This window comes from Streptomyces sp. NPDC034043 (assembly GCF_055575675.1).
This window is the reverse complement of sequence record NZ_JBVISF010000001.1, coordinates 40,474-59,296: the sequence shown is the minus strand read 5'-3', so window position 1 is coordinate 59,296 and position 18,823 is coordinate 40,474. Positions and strand designations below refer to the sequence as shown.

Annotated in this window: 32 protein-coding genes and 1 pseudogene; 7 read left to right on the top strand and 26 right to left on the bottom strand. The window is 69.8% G+C overall.

What is annotated here, in order from left to right:
• Window positions 1-5: 5 nt before the first annotated feature.
• The 25 genes from ACZ51S_RS00400 to ACZ51S_RS00280 form a co-directional block, all read right to left on the bottom strand.
• Entirely contained in the window at window positions 6-389 is a 384-nt protein-coding gene (locus ACZ51S_RS00400; RefSeq protein WP_468958987.1) for a response regulator transcription factor, read from the bottom strand.
• Window positions 386-808 (bottom strand): DUF4326 domain-containing protein, encoded by a 423-nt coding sequence (locus ACZ51S_RS00395; RefSeq protein ID WP_468958986.1) that lies wholly within the window; start codon window positions 806-808, stop codon window positions 386-388. Before ACZ51S_RS00395 ends, ACZ51S_RS00400 begins: the two co-directional genes overlap by 4 nt.
• 82 nt (window positions 809-890) lie before the next feature.
• Window positions 891-1,937 carry a DNA-methyltransferase gene (locus ACZ51S_RS00390; RefSeq protein ID WP_468958984.1) on the bottom strand — a complete coding sequence of 349 codons (1,047 nt, stop codon included), beginning with the start codon at window positions 1,935-1,937 and terminating at the stop codon, window positions 891-893.
• A complete protein-coding gene (locus ACZ51S_RS00385) occupies window positions 1,934-2,344 on the bottom strand; it encodes a hypothetical protein (RefSeq protein ID WP_468958982.1) in 411 nt (136 codons plus the stop codon). The genes ACZ51S_RS00390 and ACZ51S_RS00385 overlap by 4 nt, the downstream gene beginning before the upstream one ends.
• Window positions 2,345-2,396: 52 nt before the next feature.
• Entirely contained in the window at window positions 2,397-2,558 is a 162-nt protein-coding gene (locus ACZ51S_RS00380; protein WP_468958981.1) for a hypothetical protein, read from the bottom strand.
• Window positions 2,555-2,872 carry a hypothetical protein gene (locus ACZ51S_RS00375; protein ID WP_468958980.1) on the bottom strand — a complete coding sequence of 106 codons (318 nt, stop codon included), beginning with the start codon at window positions 2,870-2,872 and terminating at the stop codon, window positions 2,555-2,557. Before ACZ51S_RS00375 ends, ACZ51S_RS00380 begins: the two co-directional genes overlap by 4 nt.
• Entirely contained in the window at window positions 2,872-3,453 is a 582-nt protein-coding gene (locus tag ACZ51S_RS00370) for an HNH endonuclease family protein (protein WP_468958978.1), read from the bottom strand. Before ACZ51S_RS00370 ends, ACZ51S_RS00375 begins: the two co-directional genes overlap by 1 nt.
• Window positions 3,454-3,458: 5 nt before the next feature.
• Window positions 3,459-4,823 carry a replicative DNA helicase gene (locus tag ACZ51S_RS00365; RefSeq protein WP_468958975.1) on the bottom strand — a complete coding sequence of 455 codons (1,365 nt, stop codon included), beginning with the start codon at window positions 4,821-4,823 and terminating at the stop codon, window positions 3,459-3,461.
• Complete coding sequence (locus ACZ51S_RS00360; RefSeq protein ID WP_468958974.1) at window positions 4,820-5,443, bottom strand: DnaA ATPase domain-containing protein; 624 nt, start codon at window positions 5,441-5,443, stop codon at window positions 4,820-4,822. Before ACZ51S_RS00360 ends, ACZ51S_RS00365 begins: the two co-directional genes overlap by 4 nt.
• Complete coding sequence (locus ACZ51S_RS00355; protein WP_468958973.1) at window positions 5,424-6,524, bottom strand: hypothetical protein; 1,101 nt, start codon at window positions 6,522-6,524, stop codon at window positions 5,424-5,426. Before ACZ51S_RS00355 ends, ACZ51S_RS00360 begins: the two co-directional genes overlap by 20 nt.
• Window positions 6,525-6,565: 41 nt before the next feature.
• On the bottom strand, window positions 6,566-6,820 hold the full coding sequence (locus ACZ51S_RS00350; RefSeq protein ID WP_468958972.1) for a WhiB family transcriptional regulator: 255 nt from the start codon (window positions 6,818-6,820) through the stop codon (window positions 6,566-6,568).
• Complete coding sequence (locus ACZ51S_RS00345; protein ID WP_468958970.1) at window positions 6,817-7,608, bottom strand: hypothetical protein; 792 nt, start codon at window positions 7,606-7,608, stop codon at window positions 6,817-6,819. The genes ACZ51S_RS00350 and ACZ51S_RS00345 overlap by 4 nt, the downstream gene beginning before the upstream one ends.
• A complete protein-coding gene (locus ACZ51S_RS00340; RefSeq protein ID WP_468958968.1) occupies window positions 7,605-7,841 on the bottom strand; it encodes a hypothetical protein in 237 nt (78 codons plus the stop codon). Before ACZ51S_RS00340 ends, ACZ51S_RS00345 begins: the two co-directional genes overlap by 4 nt.
• On the bottom strand, window positions 7,838-8,203 hold the full coding sequence (locus tag ACZ51S_RS00335) for a hypothetical protein (protein WP_468958966.1): 366 nt from the start codon (window positions 8,201-8,203) through the stop codon (window positions 7,838-7,840). The genes ACZ51S_RS00340 and ACZ51S_RS00335 overlap by 4 nt, the downstream gene beginning before the upstream one ends.
• A gap of 74 nt (window positions 8,204-8,277) precedes the next feature.
• Window positions 8,278-9,087 carry a hypothetical protein gene (locus tag ACZ51S_RS00330; protein WP_468958965.1) on the bottom strand — a complete coding sequence of 270 codons (810 nt, stop codon included), beginning with the start codon at window positions 9,085-9,087 and terminating at the stop codon, window positions 8,278-8,280.
• Window positions 9,084-9,941, bottom strand: a complete 858-nt coding sequence (locus ACZ51S_RS00325) for a PD-(D/E)XK nuclease-like domain-containing protein (RefSeq protein ID WP_468958964.1) — start codon at window positions 9,939-9,941, stop codon at window positions 9,084-9,086. Before ACZ51S_RS00325 ends, ACZ51S_RS00330 begins: the two co-directional genes overlap by 4 nt.
• 103 nt (window positions 9,942-10,044) lie before the next feature.
• Complete coding sequence (locus ACZ51S_RS00320) at window positions 10,045-10,281, bottom strand: hypothetical protein (protein WP_468958963.1); 237 nt, start codon at window positions 10,279-10,281, stop codon at window positions 10,045-10,047.
• A gap of 117 nt (window positions 10,282-10,398) precedes the next feature.
• On the bottom strand, window positions 10,399-10,788 hold the full coding sequence (locus tag ACZ51S_RS00315) for a hypothetical protein (RefSeq protein WP_468958961.1): 390 nt from the start codon (window positions 10,786-10,788) through the stop codon (window positions 10,399-10,401).
• Window positions 10,785-11,084 carry a hypothetical protein gene (locus tag ACZ51S_RS00310; RefSeq protein ID WP_468958959.1) on the bottom strand — a complete coding sequence of 100 codons (300 nt, stop codon included), beginning with the start codon at window positions 11,082-11,084 and terminating at the stop codon, window positions 10,785-10,787. Before ACZ51S_RS00310 ends, ACZ51S_RS00315 begins: the two co-directional genes overlap by 4 nt.
• On the bottom strand, window positions 11,081-11,599 hold the full coding sequence (locus ACZ51S_RS00305; protein ID WP_468958957.1) for a hypothetical protein: 519 nt from the start codon (window positions 11,597-11,599) through the stop codon (window positions 11,081-11,083). The genes ACZ51S_RS00310 and ACZ51S_RS00305 overlap by 4 nt, the downstream gene beginning before the upstream one ends.
• A 50-nt stretch (window positions 11,600-11,649) precedes the next feature.
• Window positions 11,650-11,901, bottom strand: a complete 252-nt coding sequence (locus ACZ51S_RS00300) for a hypothetical protein (protein WP_468958955.1) — start codon at window positions 11,899-11,901, stop codon at window positions 11,650-11,652.
• Window positions 11,898-12,104 carry a hypothetical protein gene (locus ACZ51S_RS00295; RefSeq protein WP_468958953.1) on the bottom strand — a complete coding sequence of 69 codons (207 nt, stop codon included), beginning with the start codon at window positions 12,102-12,104 and terminating at the stop codon, window positions 11,898-11,900. The genes ACZ51S_RS00300 and ACZ51S_RS00295 overlap by 4 nt, the downstream gene beginning before the upstream one ends.
• Window positions 12,101-12,322, bottom strand: a complete 222-nt coding sequence (locus ACZ51S_RS00290) for a hypothetical protein (protein WP_468958950.1) — start codon at window positions 12,320-12,322, stop codon at window positions 12,101-12,103. Before ACZ51S_RS00290 ends, ACZ51S_RS00295 begins: the two co-directional genes overlap by 4 nt.
• Window positions 12,323-12,418: 96 nt before the next feature.
• Window positions 12,419-12,727, bottom strand: a complete 309-nt coding sequence (locus tag ACZ51S_RS00285; RefSeq protein WP_468958948.1) for a hypothetical protein — start codon at window positions 12,725-12,727, stop codon at window positions 12,419-12,421.
• Between the two features lies 1 nt (window position 12,728).
• Complete coding sequence (locus ACZ51S_RS00280; RefSeq protein WP_468958947.1) at window positions 12,729-12,971, bottom strand: helix-turn-helix domain-containing protein; 243 nt, start codon at window positions 12,969-12,971, stop codon at window positions 12,729-12,731.
• Window positions 12,972-13,133: 162 nt separating this feature from the next.
• On the opposite strand from ACZ51S_RS00280, the gene ACZ51S_RS00275 reads away from it, so the two are divergent.
• From ACZ51S_RS00275 to lnt, 7 genes and pseudogenes are all read left to right on the top strand, one after another.
• A complete protein-coding gene (locus ACZ51S_RS00275) occupies window positions 13,134-13,583 on the top strand; it encodes a helix-turn-helix domain-containing protein (protein WP_468958945.1) in 450 nt (149 codons plus the stop codon).
• A gap of 149 nt (window positions 13,584-13,732) precedes the next feature.
• Window positions 13,733-13,930, top strand: coding sequence for a hypothetical protein (locus ACZ51S_RS00270; RefSeq protein ID WP_388937471.1), 198 nt, complete (start codon window positions 13,733-13,735; stop codon window positions 13,928-13,930).
• Window positions 13,931-14,008: 78 nt separating this feature from the next.
• Window positions 14,009-15,403 carry an integrase gene (locus tag ACZ51S_RS00265; RefSeq protein ID WP_468958943.1) on the top strand — a complete coding sequence of 465 codons (1,395 nt, stop codon included), beginning with the start codon at window positions 14,009-14,011 and terminating at the stop codon, window positions 15,401-15,403.
• A pseudogene (locus tag ACZ51S_RS00260) lies at window positions 15,394-15,525 on the top strand (undecaprenyl-diphosphatase); the annotation flags it as partial. The gene ACZ51S_RS00265 and the pseudogene ACZ51S_RS00260, both read left to right, overlap by 10 nt.
• A 121-nt stretch (window positions 15,526-15,646) precedes the next feature.
• A complete protein-coding gene (locus ACZ51S_RS00255) occupies window positions 15,647-15,823 on the top strand; it encodes a hypothetical protein (protein WP_362456231.1) in 177 nt (58 codons plus the stop codon).
• Between the two features lie 68 nt (window positions 15,824-15,891).
• Window positions 15,892-16,353 carry a nuclear transport factor 2 family protein gene (locus tag ACZ51S_RS00250; RefSeq protein ID WP_468958940.1) on the top strand — a complete coding sequence of 154 codons (462 nt, stop codon included), beginning with the start codon at window positions 15,892-15,894 and terminating at the stop codon, window positions 16,351-16,353.
• 48 nt (window positions 16,354-16,401) lie between these two features.
• Window positions 16,402-17,949, top strand: a complete 1,548-nt coding sequence (gene lnt / locus ACZ51S_RS00245; RefSeq protein ID WP_468885399.1) for an apolipoprotein N-acyltransferase — start codon at window positions 16,402-16,404, stop codon at window positions 17,947-17,949.
• Here lnt and ACZ51S_RS00240 read toward each other — a convergent pair.
• Window positions 17,885-18,799, bottom strand: coding sequence for a Gfo/Idh/MocA family protein (locus tag ACZ51S_RS00240; protein ID WP_468958937.1), 915 nt, complete (start codon window positions 18,797-18,799; stop codon window positions 17,885-17,887). The genes lnt and ACZ51S_RS00240 overlap by 65 nt on opposite strands.
• Window positions 18,800-18,823 lie beyond the last annotated feature (24 nt).

The window sequence follows — 18,823 nt, the reverse complement described above, 5'->3', positions numbered from 1 at the left end:
GGGAGTTAACGTGCCGGTAGCTTCTGGGCCTTGAGTCCCTCCCGGTACGCCTTCTCGCCGGCCCGGCAGGCGTCGCAGACCGGGATCCGGCGCTTGCGGTGGGCCTCGTAGCCCGCATGGTCGCCGTGGCGGAGGAGCGGCCGGCCGTCCAGCAGGCCTGCCCGGCAGGCAAGGAGGACGGCGTTGGGCATGTTCGCGGCTCCGAGCTTGCGGAAAATCTCGGTCATGAGCTTGCCGATGCTCTTCTCGTCGATGCCGAGCTGGCGGGCGATGGCCGCGTGGGTGGCGCCGCCGGCTGCCAGACGGAGGGCCTGGAGCTGGTGGGGGGTGACGGGTCTGCTGCTGGGTCCGCGTCGGGATGTCGGCTGCGGCCGGGCGGGCGCGATCACGACTCGGCCTGGTATAGCCCGGCGCCGACTTCGCGCAGAACGTCGGCCGGGTCGCCATCGGCGTTCGCCAGAGCCAGGAGGACGGCGGCGTGGCAGATGTCCGGCTGGCCTGGCTTGGGCAGCGGGCAGGTGCAGGCGAGATCCCGGCCGCGAAGGCCGGGCAGCTCAGCGAGCATGACGCGACGGTCGAGGGTCTGGCGGCCGAGCCGATACGTCTCCTCGTACCAGCCGCCTGCGGTGCCGACGCGGAGCCACTCGGCAAAGTGCACGACGACCACGCGGCGGGGGTCGGACCACTCGGCGTCGATGGCGGACTGAATGGTGAACGGGTTGCCGTACCGGCTGGGCCGGCTGACGATCACGGCGTTGTCGGGCTTGCGCCACCCGCGGGTGCGTCGGCGCTGGATGCGGTTGGGCATCAGGGCTCTCCTTGGGTCTGGGATGATCGGATTCGGATGGCCAGCCGCATTGCCCGCGGCTGGCCATCTGCGTCGTGGGCGGTCAGGCGGCGGGCAGCATCGATTCGGCCGAGAGCCGGGGACGTGCGGCTTGGTGGCAGTCCGGGCTGAGGTCGACACCGACGTAGTCCAGTCCGACTTCGTTGGCGGCGACTCCGGTGGTGCCGGTGCCGGAGAACGGGTCGAGCACGCGCCCTGGCCGCCAGGCGTTGTGCCCGCAGTCGGTCCAACCGATGGTGATGCGAGGCGCCATGGTGAACTCGCGGAAGTAGCCCCCTAGCGCGACCTTGGCCTCGGCCGCGAGCGCCTGCACTGTCTCCGAGTTCCGGCCGGTCCCGGTTTGGATCGCCAGGGCTTTACCCGCGTCTGAGATCCCAGTGGCTTGGATCGCCGCAATGTGCGCTGCGGTAAGGCCGGCTTCCGCCGCAAGCTGCATGGCGCGACGGGCCTGGGGTCGGCTCTGGTCCAGCCGAGTTGCGCGACCGAGGATCCGTTCACGACGGCCGCCGCAGGTCGTGCAGACGGCGGTGGGGCATCCGAGGAGGATCGCCCGGCGAGCTAGCTCGGTCGGGAAGGGGGCCAGGTGCGGGGACAGGCTGCGCTCCGGGTTGATGCGCCAGACGTCGCCGGGGTTGGCGCCGCTGCCGTACTGATCGGCATATCCGGCAAGGTCGTAGTGGTAGCGCCGACGAGTCAGGTGCAGGACGTACTCGTGCCGGGAGGCGAGGCGGTCGCGGGCGGGGTCGGGCATGCCGCGGGTCTTGGTCCAGACGATCCGGTTGCGGACGAGCCAGCCGGCGCCGATGGCGGCAGCTTCGAGGAGGGCGGGGATGCCGGCGAGGGAGCGCTTGTGCCACGTGTCGCCCACGTTCAGGAAGACGGAGCCGGTCGGGGTGAGGACTCGGCCCCATTCGGTGAGGCAGTTCATGAGCTCAGCCACGTACCTGGCGGGAATGGACTCCTGGCCAAGCTGGTCGGCGAGGCCGTAGTCACGCTTCTTCCAGTACGGCGGGGAGGTGACGACGAGGTCGATCGACTGGGGGGCCAGTGGGAGGCGCCTGGCGTCAGCGACGACGAGGCTGCTGGTCATCGGCTGGCCTTTCGGGGTCGGGTGTGGCTTGCGGTGCGGGCCCGCTCGTACCGCTGGCGGGCGGCGATGAACTCGGCGTCGCTGCCGCCCCGGTCGGGGTGGGCGGCAGCCATCGCCTTCCGCAGCTCCGCCCGGGACGGCTTGCGGCTGTGGTCGGGGATCTCGGGCGGGGTCAGGTGCAGGCGGCGGTACGTCTGACCGTGGTAGAGCACTCCATCGGCCTCGATCTTCTGGCGGTCGACGTACCCGGCGCGGTGTAGCCCGGTCGAGTAGGTGAAGTAGATCCGCTTCGGGGTCTTCTTCGTGATCGGGTGCTGGAGGATCTTGTAGTTGCCGAGGGGGCCGTCGTCCCAGTTGGCGTCCCACAGCTCGTACAGGTACTCGACGACGGCGGGCTGCTCGGTCATCGGCTGGCCTTTCGGGGTCGGGTGGGGATGGGCTGCTGCCATTCGGTGCCGGTCATGCGGCTTCCTGTCGCGGGTAGGCGGTGTCGATCCGTTCGGTGATCCACTGCTGCCGGCAGTGGGGGCACTCGTAGCCGTGGCGGATGATCTGCCCGCGGCGGCGGGCGATGGCGGGCTCTATTTCCCGCTCGAGGCAGTTGGGGCAGGTGTCCGTCACGTGATCCCTCCGGGTGTGCAGCCATGGCAGGGGCAGGTGGTGCTGGCGGCGGGCCGGTCGGCGACGAGCCAACGGCGGTAACTGGCGACTGCCACGTCGATCTGCGGGCCGGATACCGCAGGCACGGGGGTGGGCCGGCTGGTGCCGGTGGGCCAGGCGCCGGGGTGCGCGATGTGGACGCTGTCCGGGTCGGGCTCGGCGGTTCGCTGCCTCGGCACGGCGGTCGGGGTGATGCCGGCGGCCATGAGGAGCAGGGCGACGAGGTCGCCTTCCTCGCGCGCGGCGGCGATGTCCTCGGGGGTCAGGTCGGTCATCACGCCGCCTCTCGCCGTCGGCGCAGGACTTGCCGGTTACAAGCGCGGCAGTATCGGCGGCCGTCGTAGACGTGCGTGTTCCTTCCGTCGTAGGGGTGTCCCTGCGGGCAGTGCGTCTTGGTGCCGTTGATCGCCCAGCTCTTGCCCCGGCGGGTGTTCTCCGCCCCAGTTACGGGCTCAAGGTGATCCACATTGATGCACCGACGATGAAGGCATCCGACGCCGCCCATGCAAGACGGATCCTGGTTGTGGCATGTGTGGTCCAGGAACATCCCGACAGGTACGGGCCCGACCAGCAGCTCGTAGAGCGCACGGTGAGCCAGCTTTGGGCTTCCATCGACGCTGATCTGTCCGTAGCCCTTGTTGTTCAGGGTCCCCGTGTACAGCTGGCATCCGTTCGGACCGGGTTCGGTCCGAGCGTCAAGCCTTTCGAGCGGCGCACCATGGGTCAGAAGCAGCGTGAAGGTCCCCTCCCGCAGCCGCTGCCGGCGGTACCGGCCGTAACAGGTCTGGCACCGTTCCCGCGCGTAGTACTTCGCGGAGCAGCACTCGATGCAGCGGCGTTCCTCGATGGAAGGCATCCCGCTCACCCACTCGCCATGTCGACGAATCGAGCAAAATGCCCCTGGAAGGCGGTGGTGATCGTGGCCGTCGGGCCGCCGCGGTGCTTGCCGACGATGAAGTCGGCCTCGCCGGCTCGGGGGGATTCCTTCTCGTAGGCGTCCGGCCGGTGCAGCAGGATCACGATGTCGGCGTCCTGCTCGATCGCGCCGGACTCGCGAAGGTCGCTGACCTGCGGAAGCTTCTCCTGTCGCTGCTCGGGCCCGCGGTTCAGCTGGGCCAGGACGACGACGGTGATCTGGAACTCCTTGGCCAGGAGCTTCAGCTGGCGGGACATCTCCGAGATGGCGACCTGCCGGGACTCGGCCTTGGGCGCCTGCATCAGCTGCAGGTAGTCCACGATCACGAGCCGCAGGCCGGCTGTGCGGACCAGGTTCCGAACCCGGGCCCGGAGCATTGGCATCGACAGGCTCGCGCCGTCGTTGATGTACAGCGGCGCGGCGGCGATGGCAGGCGTGCGGCGGGCCATGCGCTGAATGTCGTCGTCGGTGGCCATGCCCAGCTTCATGTGATGCAGGGCCACGCGGGCCTCGGCGGAGACGATGCTGCGGCCAAGCTCATTGGCGCTCATCTCGAGGGACTCGAAGAGCGTCGGGATGCCGTATCGGATTGCCGCAGCCCTGGCGAAACCGAGGGCGGCGGTGGTCTTGCCCATGGCCGGCCGGGCACCGATGACGACCAGCTGGCCGGGGGCGAATCCGCCGCTGCAGAGGGCGTCGAGGTCGGCGAAGCCGGTTGGGATGCGGTTGTCGTGGTTGGGCGGGGTCGTCGCTTCGGTGAGCACGTCTTCGAGCAGGCTGCCGACGAGGCGGGTTTCGTCGGCGGCGTTGGTGCGGACGACGCCGTCCAGTGCGCCCTGGATGGCGGCAACGTCGTCGTCGGCGTTGAACGTCGCCGACTGGGCTCGGGCCTTGGCGTCGGCGCCGACTGCGGCCAGCCGGGCGGCGACGGCCTTCTCGGTGATGCGGGCGGCGTACCAGTCGGCGGATCCGTGCTGGGCGTGGGCGTACAGCTCGGTCAGCTGGTTCTGGTTGAGGGGCACGGAGGGGATGCGGCCCTCAGCCCGCCAGGTCTGGAGCTGCCTGTCGACGGCGATGTAGCGGATTTCGCCGCCCTTGAAGCTGGCGCGGAGTTCCTCGACTGCGTACCAGACCCAGCGGTACTGGTCGCGGGTGAAGTCGGCGGGGTCGAAGCCCTGCATCGCGAGTTCGTCGACGATGTCGGGCCGGGCCATGGCGGTGGCGGCGAGGATGCGTTCGGCGTCTACGTCGCCGAACGCGGCAACAGCGCCGAGCATGTCGGTGGGCTCGTCCCACAGGTCGTCGCTCATGCTCCACCGCCCTGGCGGCGGTCGCTGCCGGCGAGGTGGACGACGCCACCGCGGAAGATCTCGGCGGCTCGGGAGGTGACGCGTTCACCGACGATGTGGCTGATCTGGTTGGGCTTGACGTCGCTGGTGACCAGGATGGGCAGCCGGTTGACGTACCGCTCGTCGAAGATCTCGTAAAGGCGCTCCTGGGTCCAGCCGGACGGGGAGACGCGGGCGGCGGCCAGGTCGTCGATGTAGAGCAGGCTGGCGGTCTGGAGCTCCCGCATGAGCTTCTTCGGGGTGCCGCCCTCGCTGTCGGGGCGCAGGGCGTCGAAGAGGGCGGTGGATCGCCAGGTCTGCACGATGGGGGTGCCGCGGTAGTCGCCGGCGAACTGGGCGCCGATCCAGCGGCGGGCGGCCCGCCAGGCCGCGTGGGTCTTGCCGACGCCGAGCGGGCCCCAGATGAACAGGCTCGTCGGTGCCCCGTCGGTGCGGTCGGCCCAGGCGGCCACGGCAGGGTCGAGGTCGATCTCGTTGGCGTACAGGGCGGGGATGCGGGCGGTGAAGGCGGCGACTGCCTGGTCGCGGCGTTCGTTGCGCCAGGAGTCCATCGGGGACTCGTCAGGCGAAGTGGGAGGCATTGGCGATCTCCTCGTCGGTGAGATTGCGTTCGGTGGTCTGCGGGCCGGCTAGCGCGCGGCCTCGCTGCGCCTGGAGGCGCAAGGTGTCGTACTGCTTGCGGAGCTTCGGGAGCGAGAGGATGTTCGAGCGCCAGAACTCGTTCGCTTGGGACCAGCGGATGGCGCCCAGCACGTCGTCCAGCGGGACGCCGTCCTTGTCGATCAGGAGGCGGGCTGCGTCTCGCCAGTCCTTGGTGATGGCTGGGCGGCGGCAGCCGTTGGCTTCCATGAGGTCGGCGAGCAGCGAGCAGGCTTGCTCAACGTCGGGCCGGATTTCAGTGATCGTCGCGCCGAGCGGCTCTGCCGCGTCGGAGGCCTCGACCCCATCGGTGGGTTCGGCTCCGAACGGCTCCTCAGCCCACATGTCTTCTATGGGGTTGGTGGTAGGGGTAGGGGCAGGGGCAGGGGCCGCGCGCACGTGCAGGGGCGCGCGCCCGCGCGTAGAGCCTTTCGGACCCCCCTCGTCAGGGGTATCGGAGGGGGTTGCCGAAGGGGTTGCGGAGGGGGTTGCCGAACCCCCTCGGGGAGGGTCGCAGGTGGGGCCACCGAAGGCGTTCTGCAGGGTCATAAGGTGGGCCTCAACCTGCCGCCGGATCGACGGCCCTTCGCTCCCGTTGCGGAGCTTGGCCGGCTCGTCGCTCAGCTCATCGAGGGGGATCCGGTTCATCTCGGCGAGCAGGGCCTGCTGCAGCCGCTTGGAGGAGATCTCCAGCGCCCCCGACACGGCAGCACCCATGACCTTCGGCATGCGCCAGACGCCGTCGTTGCGGATGAACGAGCGGATCAGGAGCTCCTCGGTGTCCTCGTCCATGACGATGAACCGGGCGGCCTCAAGGGCCTGCAGGAGTTTCTCGAGTTCGGCGGAGGTGAGACCGCGGGCCTTACGTGCCCATCGGCGCAGAGTGAGGTCCAGCAGCCCGGCGTGGTTCAGGTTCGGCTGCGAGATCAGGAAGAGGTAGAGCCTCTGCTCGCGCTCCTCGAGGGCGAGGAAGTCGGCGTCCTCCCAGATGCTGGTGAGGATCCGGCCGTGGCCTCGTGCCATGGTGGTGGTCTTCTCTCTGGCTGGTGCGGGTGGGGAAGCGGCTAGGCCGCGGTGGTGAGGGCGGCGCGTTCGGGGCCGGTGAGGCCGCCCCAGATGCCGTCGCGGCTGTACCGGTCGGCGGCACCCTCCAACTCGAGGGCCCGAGCAAGGCACGGTTCGAGGACCGGGCACTTCCGGCAGAGGGCCTTGGCTGCCTCGACGCCGGCGGCGAGCTCGGCGCCGCGGCCGGTGGGGTGGAAGACTTCGGGGCCGATGTCGCGGCAGTAGGCGTCGTCTTCCCAGGGCTGGACCTTCACGCCGCCTCCCCGAGCTGGGCCTGCCGGTAGAGGGACAAGGCACGCTGGAGGCCGTCGCGGGTGACGCCGAGACGTTCGGCGATCTGCTGCCGGCTGTGGCCCAGGCGTTCCAGTTCGGCGCAGTCCTCGGCGAGCGCGATGTAGCGGGGTGTGTGTTCTCCGCTGTCGGGCTGGGCGTCGGGATCTCCGATGTGGTCGTCATCCCAGGCGGCGGGCAGTGCCCATCCCCAGCTCTGTGCCCGGGACTGGGCGCGCTTCTTGGCGTCGCTGCTGACGCCTCGGCTGAGCGGGTCGACGTTCCACAGGCGGCCGTAGAGCTCTGCCGCCAGCCGGTTGGTTCGGCCGGTGACCTTGTCCTTCTTCCCGCGGAGCAAGACGTTGAGGTAGGTGGCGTGCATGCCCAGTTCGGCAGCGAGGTGGAGTGCCGGCCAGCCGACTGCGACGAGCGCCTGGAGGCGGCGGACGGCGGCCGTGGAGGGCATGAAGCTCTCGTCGCGCACGTTGTCCCAGGTGGGCTGCACGGCGAGGATCCGCTCGGCGATCTCAGTCCGCACCTTCCGGATCCGGGTCCGACCGGTGCCGTAGGTGATGCTGTTGATTTCGCCCCAGGGCGTGTCCGACAGCTCGGAGATCCGCCTGAGGGTGACCCCCTGCTTGCGAAGGGATGTCATGTGGTCGCGGACGAGGTCGGCGTCGACCCACGGGTTCCATGCGCCTTGGGCCTTGAGCGCACGCCGCTGGTTTTGACGCCGGTTGCGGGCGTCTCGGATCGCGTTGCTGATGGTCACTGGTCTTCCTCCGTCCGGTGGGTCTGGTGGGGGATGTCGTGCTGGGTGGCGTTCCAGATGGCGAGGCAGTCGATGAGGTCGAGTGCGGCCTGCTTGTCCGCGTCGGTGGGTCGGGCGGCATCGGAGGCGCTGCGTTGCCAGCGGCGGTCTTCGCGGGTGGCTCCGTGCCAGGCCCAGGCGAGGAAGCCGCAGGCGGCGAGGGTGCAGCACGGCCAGACCGTGTCGGGGCTCATGCGGCCCTCCGGCGGGCTGCGGCACTCCGGGTGGCGACGGCGATGCCTTTGTCGGTGAGCTGCCAGACGGCGATGCGGTGGCCGTGGGTGCTGCCGAGGGTCGAAGGGACGGCCTGTCCGGTGTGCTGGATCAGTCCGCCCTGCCGCATTGCGTTGATGGCGGCGCCGAGGAAGCCGTGGCCCATCTCGGGCAGCAGGTCACGGAGGTCGTTGGCGGAGCAGGTGCCGTAGGCGCGGAGGGCGGCGAAGACGGCCTGCTCGACGAGGAACTGGTCCCACGAGGACTGGTCGGCTATCTCCTCGAGGAGGAGGTCCTTGGTGGCGGAGGCGTGGCGTTCGGCGACGGTGAGGCGACGGGGCATGACGGTGGTCCTCTCGCGTGCGGTTCACTGGCTGGGTGGGCCGGCCCGATTGCCGCGGGCCGGCCCGGGTTCTGCTACTGGCGGTCCTGCTTGCCAGTTATGTCGGCGGCGGTAATACGGGCTTGCGGGAACTCGTCGTCGACTGCGATCTCGCGGCGCTGGATCGTCTTGTGGGTGATCAGCAGCTGGGCGATGTCCGCGCCGGTCCAGTGGTCCCGCTTCCGGCCGAGCTTCTGCTCGAGCCGTTCGGCGCTGACGCCAAGGCCCTTGAAGACCTGGATGGCGCCCTCGATGCGCTCGGGCAGCGGCTTACCGTCGCCCTTGGCGAGCGTCTCCCGGCAGAGCTCCTCGGCCTCATCGACGAACCACTCGGGGATCGTTGCGAAGATCGCTTCACGGAGCCGGCGGGCACCGTTGTTCGCGTTGTTTTCGTAGATGTCCCGCAGGTCGATAAGCGCTTCGACCTTGCCCTTCGCGAACTTGGCGTGCGGGACGATGAAGGTCAGGACGTGGCGGGTGTTCGCTTCGACATCCCAGGCCCAGGCCTGCATCTCGGACTGCCGGTACTCGTCGTCGCGGCGGAGCTCGGTGACGCCGTACTGGATGTTTCCCCAGGTCTGGGCGAGGGTCTTGGCGAGGTGGATCGTGGATCCTTCGACGGAACCGCCGGCCCGCGGGAACCGGTAGAACGCCTTGCTGGCGAGGGCCATGGATCCGCAGGCGGACTGCATGGCGTTGCGTGACCGGCTGATCTCGCGGGGGAACTGGCGTGCCACGTAGATCGCAGCCTGGACTTCGGCGACCGCCCGGGACTGCTCTACTGCCGTGCCCTGACCGATGCGGTCGGCGCCCGGTGCGGTGGGCGGCTGGACGGGGAAGTTCACAGGTACTCCTCGGTGTCGCGGATGTCCGCCCACATGGGCTGGGATAGGTAGTTGGGTTCATCGCCGTATCCGGGCCAGATTCCGGTCGCGGAGCATTCGGCGAACTTTTCGAGAGCCGCCCGGTTGCGGGCCCGGCCTCTGCGCATCCACTCGGTGTCCAGGCCGATCACATTGACGAGGTAGGGCGGGTTCTTCTCCTGGGCGATGAACAGGAACTCGGCGTCCTCGCTCGCCAGGTCCAAGGCCGCGGCCACGTCGATGTACCAGGGGCTCTGCTGGTAGTAGCCGAAGGACTGGATGGACTTGGTGAAGCCGTCGTTCGAGGCGTCGTTGGTGGTCTTGTAGTCGGAAAGGACGGTGCGGCCGGCGGTGCGGTGCGGGAGCCAGTCGGGGCGAGCCCGCATCCAGACGCCGGTGGCCGGGTCCTGGGTGAAGAGAGATGCCTCCGCCTGCCCGCCACTGGGGGCAAGGAGGGCTGATGCGAGGGGGTGCTGCCGGATGACTGCGGCCATCGCCTGCACCTGCTCGTACTCGGCCTGCTTGAGCGGGATGCCACCCTCAGCCCTTATGGCTGCGACCTCGTCCCGGATGCTGTCGGTGTTCCATAGCGGCGCGTCGACGACGACCAGTTCGGGCCCTTCGCCGAGGACTTCCTTGTGGGCGGCGTGTCCGAGGTCGAACGTCTTCTTCGGCGGCTGCGGGTGGTCCTGCTCCCACCGGTACAGGGCGGGGCAGCCAGGCGGGAGAAGGCGACGGGCGCCCGAGGAGGAGAGGCTGCCGCCGGGGACTGCCTTGTCGGCGTGGTACTCCTCGGCGGTCATCTCGTAGATGCCGGGCTTGGTGACGGTAATCACTGCTCGCCACCCTCGGCGTCAAGGCAGTCCTCGCAGACGGGGCCTTCGGGCCGGCGGGCGAACGGGCCGTTCTGGTCGCCGCAGCGCGTGCACTGGATGCGGGTCACGCCGCCTCCCGACCGACCGCGATCATCTGCAGCTTGGTGATGCCGTCGGCGTCGTGCTTGGCGACCTGCACCGCGGTCGCGAGATCCGGGTAGAGACCGGCGAGGCGGTCGAAGTTGGAGAGATCGGCGGCCGAGATTGCGGCGATCAGGTGGCTCGTGAAGGTGCCCGGCTCGGTGCCGCCGGCTCGGCCGAAGTGGTGCAGTACGTGCTGGGCGGTCTGTGGACTGATCACGGTTCGCTCCTGCTGGAGGGTGTGCTGGGCCGCGGGCGGGCGGTGGTCGCCCGTCCGGGGCTGTGGTGGTTGGGGGCCGGGCCCGGGGGCCGGTGTCATCCGCCGGCCCGGCGGTTTCTAGGCGGCGCCAGCCGTCGGCGGCGCTACGCGGTACTGCTCGACGTCGAACAGGTCGTCGCCCGCGGCGAGCTTCTTCGTGGCGCTGCGGATCTTCCTCAGCACCGCGTCGTGACACGGCCTGCACATCGCGGCCAGGCGCTTCGCCGGCAGCTGGGCGGCGGTGGCGAAGTCGCCCTCGTTGATCGGGTCGCGCGGCATCGCGATCAGGATGACCAGGCCGATCTTGCTGACGTGGTCGCCATTGCGGGCCGGGCATCGCTGCTGCTGGCGGGTGCGGTCGGGGTCGTGCTTCTTGCCGCAGGCGCCGCGGCATTCACAGCGATCCTCGGCGTTCTTCATCACCGCCGACCAGAGGGCGGCGCCGACGAGCGGCGGTCGGACGGTCATGCCGGGACCGCCTTCTCGTCGACGTCGTCGTCGGTGTCGTGGAGGTAGCCGGCGATCTGCTCGTCCCGCTCGGCGAGCCACGCGTCCAACTCGCGGTTCTGCCGCTCCGCGATCTCCAGCCGGGCGCTGAGCTCGTCGATCGTCGCCCGCAGCATCACGACGTTCGTGGCCTCATCCGGACCGGCGAGCATGCCCGTCTTTTCCAGAGCCATCGCGATGGTCACCGGGACCACGGTCGTCTTCTTCATTGCCCGGAAGATCACCTCGGACGCGGCGCGGATGGACTTGCTGTTCACGCCGCCACCGCCTTCGGGGCTGCGAACGCTGGCGTTTGCACGTAGTCCCGGTAGGGGCGGCCGTTGGGGTGCCGCTTCCACTGGATCGGACCGTGGCACTTCTTGAGCGGGTCGTGGAACCAGCGCGGGTGCATCGAAAGCCTTCCGCAGCTCGGGCAGGCGATTTCGGGGCCCAGCTTCTGGCCACTTTCGTGGTCGCTGCGTTCCCACCTGTTCATCCGCCGGACTTCGACGGAACCGTCGATGGCGTCCTCGTTGGCGAAGTTGGGGTAGTCGCAGCCGTCCGCGTAGGCGAGAAGGGCTTCATCCTCGCTCTGGGCGGAGACGCGGATCAGGTAGGTGGTCGTCACCTCGAAGGCGACGAGGTACTCGCGTTCGTGGAGGCTCCACTGGAGGTGTAGCGGGACACGCTGTTCGGCGGTCAGCAGGGCATCCTCCACGTACTCGTCCAGCTCCACCGGCTTGGGCCGCGGCCACCGGTAGCTGTAGTACTCGTGGTCACCCGAGTGCCTCAAATCCCTCTGGCACTCCTGGTAGGTCTCGTCTGGGTTGGTCTCGCCACACTTCACGGCTGGCCTCCGTCTTCGGCGAGGACGTACATGACGGCTCGGGCCTGCCAGGCGTTCAGGGGCTCCTGGTAGTTGTCGCCGCGCGGGGTGATGAGGCCGGGGTCGTAGATGGCCGCAGAGATGCGGCGCTGGACGGGGAGTTCGAGCAGATTGCCCCCAGCGAGGCGGACCCTGCGGGCGCTCTCTCGGCCGCGAAGGAATCGCAGGCGCTCGGTCCGCTCCTCGCGGGTTAGCTGGCGGAGCTTCACGACTGGCCTCCGGCGTTCCGGGTGCAGCATCCGGGGTGGGTGATGAGGACCGCAGCCAGGGCGTAGGCGATCCGGTCGGACTCGCTGTGCGACGCCTCGCGGGCGGTGCGCAGGGTCTCGCAGTCGGCGTCCTGCTGAAGGCGGTCGGACAGGGCGTGCAGGTCGGCGTCCAGGCGGGCGATCGGGGGCGTCGGGGCGCTCATCGGGAGCCTCCCTCGATGTAGCTGTCCAGGTCGCGGGCGGCGATCGTGTGGCCTCGGGACATCAGCCAGTCGGCCGCGGCCTGCAGCTCCTCGTCGCGGTAGGCGTCCAGATCGGCGATGAGCTCCGGCGGCGTGGGCTTGCCGTAGCAGCGCTCCAGACGGGCACGCGCCGGGCGGGGGATCAGGCCAGCGACCCGATCGGGCATGATGTGGGACATCGTTCCTCTTCTCCTTGCAGGTAGATGCAGGTGAGGGGTGGATCGGGAGGCCCTGCTGCCGGAGGTGAGATGCCGGCGGTGGGGCCGTTTGCCGCTCTAGGCGGCCGACGAGGCGCGGGACACCGAGCGCCGCCGGACGGTCCGGCGGGGCTGCTGGGCAACCCCGGAGGAGCTCTCGGGTACGAAATGCAGTTCGGCGATGCGGGCGAGGTTGGAGTCGCTGAACACGATGTCTCGGCCGATTCGGTGGTGCGGCCAGCCCAGCTTGTTGACCCCGTCCCGGAGCACCTTCTCCCCCTTGGTGGAGGGGTCCTCGGGGTCGCGCAGGCCGATGCGGACGGCAGCGGCGGGGATGCTGTAGAAGCGTTCCAGGACAGTCAGCGAGGGCGCCTTGGTGGCGGCCATGTCACTCCTTGGGTGTGTTCTCCTCAGCGGCGAGGAGTTGGTTGTCGGTCACGCGGAGGGCAGTGCGGAGCGCCGCGTATATCCGGGGACTGGGGCGTCGCCGGTAGCCGAGTTCGAGCTGGTCCAGGTAGGCCCTGCTGATCCCGACTGCGGCAGCGCACTCGGCGAGGTCCATGCCGAGCTCCATGCGGCGTGTGCGGATTGCCGCCCCGTTCACCAAGTAGGTGGCTCGGGGTCTTTCCATGCACTGAATCTAGCGCGCCTCACTAGATGAAACTAGAGGAACTAGCGAGTAACATCGAGATTCATCTGGATTCATCTAGGCTTGCAGGGCTAGAAGTGGACAATTCATGCAGGTCAGTAGATGTTTCTGGCCGTAGCTAGATGTAGCTGGGATGATGTGCGTATGGCTGCAACCACAGAAACCCCGGCGAACCGGCTCACACTGCTCGGCGCGCTCGTTCGGCAGCGCCGCGTCGAACTGGGACATACCCAGCAGCAGGGCGCCAAGGCCTGTGGTATCTCGAACCAGACCTACTGGAACGTCGAGAGCGGCGTGCAGGTGCGCGACACCACCTACGCCAAGGTGGAGCGGGGTTTCAACATGCGCGCCGGCTCTTGCAGGGCGGTCATCGAAGGCGCCGACTCCATCACCTTGACCGACGGAAACGAGCTCATCGCCGGCGCCCAGATCCAGCGGCCCTCCCTCGCGCAGCAAGCCGAGGACGTTCGGGCCGCCGTGAACACGGCCGCCCGCCTCGTCGTGCCCGGCATCACCCTTGGACAGGCAGACGAGATGACCGAGAAGGTTCTCGAGGAACTCCAGAAGCGCGGGATCCTGCCCGCCGCTTCCTGAAACTCGGCCAATAGTCGTACAACCCTGCCGCCGAGGCCCATCCGCAACAACAGCAACCACACAAACTTCAACCAACTGGGTCACAACACGCGTTCGATCTGTCACCCTTGGGGAAGTACCTGGAGGGGTTCCCGAACCTAGGGGGACCTATGAGCACAGTCATCGAACTCGATCTGGGGCCCGAGCACTACGCCCACGCGGTACGGATCGGCGGGCAGATGGTGTGCATCCTGACGCCGCAAGCGGCCGACGACGAGCACGTGCAGGCACTCGTCCGCCGGTTCATGCAGAGTCAGGGTGTGGACTGCAAGTCCTGTGGGGGTTGCCCCGTTGGCAGGGCAGAGTAGGCATGCAGACGGATGAGCCGGCGGCGTGGGGTGCACGCCGGCTGTCCGAACCACTCCAGGTGAACAGAGGGGTCACGTATGCCCTTTACGGAGAAGCGCGGCAACAAGTGGCGCGTCCGGTGGTGGTCCGGCAAGCTCGACCCCGACACCGGCAAGAAGCTGTACGACAGCAAGTCAGGCTTCGACGAAGAGGCTGACGCTTACGACTACGGCCTGGACCAGGAGTCCGCGCTCCGAAACGACCGCTACATCAGCCGGCGCGACGGCAGCACCCTCATGCGGGACTACTGCCGAACCTGGCCCGACACCCTCGACGTGGGGCATCTGCGAGACAAGGCCGTGCGGTCCATGCTGCGGCTGCATATCGTTCCCCGCTGGGGAGACACGGCTGTCGCGGACATCAAGACCAGCATGTTCCGGGCGTGGGAGAAGCAGCTGCGCACGCAGCCAACCGAGCGAGGCAAGCCGCTCGGCAAGCCCTACGTCGATGAGATCATCGGTGTCTTCCGGATGCTCATGGACGATGCCGTCACGGATGAGATGCGCGCCTCCTCCCCCGTGCCCGTCGTCAACAGGCGCCGCGGCCGGTACGTGAAGAAGGCCAAGGAGAAGAAGCGCGAGATGGTGATGGAGGACGTCCTCCAGCTCGCCTCGAACGCGCTCTGCTACTGGGGTTTCCCCGGCTTCGTCTTCGTCCTCACGAAGGCGTTCACCGGCATGCGGCCCGCCGAGCTCTACGCTCTTCGGCGTGAGTACTGCCACCCGGCATGGCCTACGGCGGATCCGGACAGGGATCAGCGTCGCGAGGCCAGCGCTCGCTATGGGACGACGAACGCCCTGCCGGCCATCCGCGTTGAGTACCAGCACCAGCGGGAGAATGGCGTGGTGGGACTGTACGCACCAAAGTATGAGAGCCACCGCTCCCTGGTGATCCCGCCGTTCCTCGCCGAGCTGCACGAGATGCTGGCAGCGTCTCACGCTGGTGAGTTCGTCTTTACCGCGATCGGCGGCGGGCTGTTGGCCAACTCGAACTTCAGCTACCACTACTGGCGACGCATCGCCGATGGCCGGGAACCCACGCCGCCCAAGCAGGGCGGCAAGGCCCGCGGCGGAGGCTCCTGGCGCCCGCTGCCGGGGTGGCCGGCCGTAGAAGCCTGGGCCGGCAAGCGGTTCTACCTGGTTCGCCACGGCCACAAGGCGTGGCTGGACGAGGACGGGCACTCCCGTATCGCGACTGAGTCTCGGATGGGGCACGAGGTCGCGGGGGTCGAGGGCCTCTACTCCATGGTCACCCTGGGGATGGAGAAGCAGATCGCGGCCTCGCTGCAGTCGCGGTGGGAGCAGTGTCTGGCCCGGTTGCCCGAGGACTGGGCGCTGCCTCCATCTCCCAGTCCTCTCCCAGTTGATCTTTCTAGCTGGATGAAGCAGCAGGTCAAGGCCGCCAAAGAATCTTGGCCAGAGAGTGGTTCATGAAGTTCATCTCCACCAAGAGCTTCATGCCCTTCGTCATCTACCGGATCCTGCTCGGCATCGCGCTGTTCGCGCTCATCGGGATGGGCGTGCTCAGCCCGCACGCGGGTGAGTCGGGCTCCTGATCCGGCCGTGACCGCCGGCCCTGGCCGGAAGTCGACGTGGGGGCCGCCCGGGAACGTTCCCGGGCGGCCCCCACGTCGTTGTGCCCGGAAGAGACCTGAAAGCGAGCGACAAGGGGTTCTCATGGGCCGCGTGGTATTGGAGCGTTTTCCGGCGGGGAGTCCGAGGGGGAGCTGGCCCGCCGAGGAGTACGCGGCGCAGCGGACGCGCGAGGGCGTCCCGGCGGAGGTGGTGATGGACCTGGCCAGTGACGCGTTCCTGGTCGTGATCCGGCAACGGGAGGCGCATTCCGGTCACTGACCGGCGCCGGCGCGTCCGGTGGCCGCACGGCCCTTGGCGTCGTCGCCCCGCAGCCGCACACTGACCCGATGACGCAGCGTGTGGACCTGGCGACCGTGATGGACCGTCTCGCCATCGACGAGGTGGTCTCGGAGTACGCGGTGGCCGTCGACGACGGGGACTGGCACGCCTACCGCGCCCTGTTCACGCCGGGGGGACGGGCCGACTACAGCTCGGCCGGCGGGGCCGAGGGCCCGGCCGCGGAGGTCGCCGACTGGCTCGCGTGCACGATGGAGCTCTTCCCGGTGCGCCAGCACCTGATCGTGAACCGGCTGATCCGGCTGGAGGACCGGGGCGGGTACCCCGGGGACTCGGCGCGGGTCCGGGCGGACTTCCTGAACCCGATGCGGCTGGCCGGTGCCGGCGACCGCGGCACCTCGCCCAACTTCGTCGCCGCCGGGCGGTACGCCTTCTCGCTGGCCCGCACCCCGGACGGCTGGCGGCTCACGCGGGTCACGGTCCACGAGAAGTGGCGTCACGTAGCGGCCTGAGGCCGCGCCCGGCCGAGGGCGGTCCCACACTGGAAGCGGAGGCGCGTCATGCTGCTCGCGAAGCGGACCCGATGGTGGCGTGCGGCGGGCGCCGTGGCCGCCGGGGCGCTGCCCTGTCTCGCCTTTCCGGCGCCGGGGCTGTGGTGGTTCGCGTACGTCGCCCTCGTGCCGTGGATGCTGCTGCTGCGCTCCGCGCCCACCGGGCGGCGGGCCGCGCTGGAGGGCTGGCTGGGGGGTGCGGGGTTCATCGTGGCGGTGCACCACTGGCTGCTGCCGAGCCTGCACGTGTTCCTGATCCCCGTCGCCGTGCTGCTGGGGCTGCTCTGGGTGCCCTGGGCCCTGCTGGTGCGGCAGTTGCTCGGCGGGGTGCCGGGCCCGCGGCGGGCGGCGGCCGGGCTGGTCCTCGTACCGGCGGGGTGGCTGCTGTCGGAGCTGGCCCGGTCCTGGCAGGGGCTGGGCGGGCCGTGGGGGCTGCTGGGGGCGAGTCAGTGGCAGGTGCCGCCGGCGCTGCGGCTGGCCTCGGTGGGCGGGGTGTGGCTGGTGAGCCTGCTGGTGGTGGCGGTGAACTGTGCGGTGGTGCTGCTGGTCGCGGCGCCCCGGGCGCGGGTTCCGGCGGTGGCCTCGCTGGCGGGGGGTGCGGTGCTCACGGGGGTGGTGTGGCTGTGGCTGCCGCGCCCCGAGGTGTCGGGCGGGGTGCGCGTGGCCGTCGTGCAGCCGGGCACGGTGGGCGGGGCGGACAGCGCGGAGCGGCGGTTCGCGGTGGAGGAGGGGCTGACGCGGACCCTGGCGGGAGCCCGGCCGGACCTGGTGGTGTGGGGGGAGAGCGGCGTCGGCGCGGACCTGGCGGCGCGGCCCGACCTGTCCCGGCGGCTGGCGGCCCTGTCCGCGGAGCTGGGTGCCCCGTTGCTGGTCAACGTGGACGCCCGGCGCTCGGACCGGCCCGGGATCTACAAGAGTTCGGTGCTGGTCGGCCCGGAGGGCCCCACCGGCGACCGGTACGACAAGATGCGGCTGGTCCCCTTCGGCGAGTACGTGCCGGCCCGCTCGCTGCTGGGCTGGGCCACCTCGGTCGGCAGGGCGGCGGGCGAGGACCGGATGCGCGGCGCGGCCCCCGTGGTCATGGACCTGCCCGGCGGGGTGCGGCTGGGTCCGCTGGTGTGCTTCGAGTCGGCCTTTCCCGACATGAGCCGGCACCTGGTCCGCGCGGGCGCCGGGGTGCTCGTCGCGCAGTCGGCGACCTCGACCTTCCAGGACAGCTGGGCACCGGCCCAGCACGCCTCCCTGGCGGCCCTGCGCGCCGCCGAGACGGGCCGCCCGGTGGTGCACGCGACCCTGACCGGCGTCAGCGCCGTCCACGGGCCGTCCGGCGAGCGGATCGGGGCCGCCCTGCCCACCTCGGCGAGCACGGCGGTCGCGTACGAGGTGCCGCTCGCCCGTGGCACGACCCTCTTCGTCCGCTTCGGGAACTGGCCGGCGGGCGCCTGTCTGGCCGCGCTGGCGCTGTACTGCGCGGCCGCGGCGGTGCGGGCGGTCAGGCGGCCCGGGAGGCCTGCTCCAGAGCCGTCAGCACCACCCGCTCGCACAGCTCGTGGGTGAGCAGGGCGTCCCGGGCGCTGAGCACCTTGCCGGCCGCCACGGCCTCCAGGAAGGTGTCCACCACCTGCTCGATACCCCGCTGACGCGCGACGGGGACCCAGTCCCCGCGGCGGCGCACGGTGGGCTGGCCACGGTGGTCGACGACCTCGGCGAGGTTGACGACCTGGCGCTTGGAGTCCTGGCCGGACACCTCCAGGACCTCCTCGGCCGACCCGGACCGGCGGTTCATGATGCCCAGGGCGGTGAAGCCGTCGCCGGACATCTGGAGCACCACCTGCGACATCAGTCCCTCGCGCACCACGGCCCGTACGTCGATGTGGTCGGCCTCCGCGGGCAGCAGGAAGCGCAGGGTGTCGACGACGTGGATGAAGTCGTCGAGGACCAGGGTGCGCGGGTCCTCGGGGAGCCCGACCCGGTTCTTCTGCATGACGATCAGGTCGCGCGGGTGGTCGGCGCACAGCGTGTAGCCGGGCGCGTGGCGGCGGTTGAAGCCGACGAAGAGGCCCACCCCGAGCTCCTCGGCACGCTCGACCAGGCGCCGGGAGTCCGCCAGCTCGTAGGCCAGCGGCTTGTCCACGTAGGTCGCCACCCCCGCTTCCAGCAGCCGCTCCACGATCTGCGGGTGGGTGTCCGTCGGGGCGTGCACGAAGGCGGCGTCGAGGCCCTCGGCGAGCAGTGAGTCCAGCGTGGTGTGGCGGCGCTCCGGCGGGACGCGGTGGACGTCCGCGATCCGCTCGAGGGTGGCCGGGGTGCGGGTCTGCAGGTGCAGCTCCAGCCCGGGCCGGGTGGTGAGGACGGGCAGGTACGCCTTCTGCGCGATGTCGCCGAGTCCGATGACGCCGACCTTCACCAGGAGCCTCCTGTGTGTGCCTTG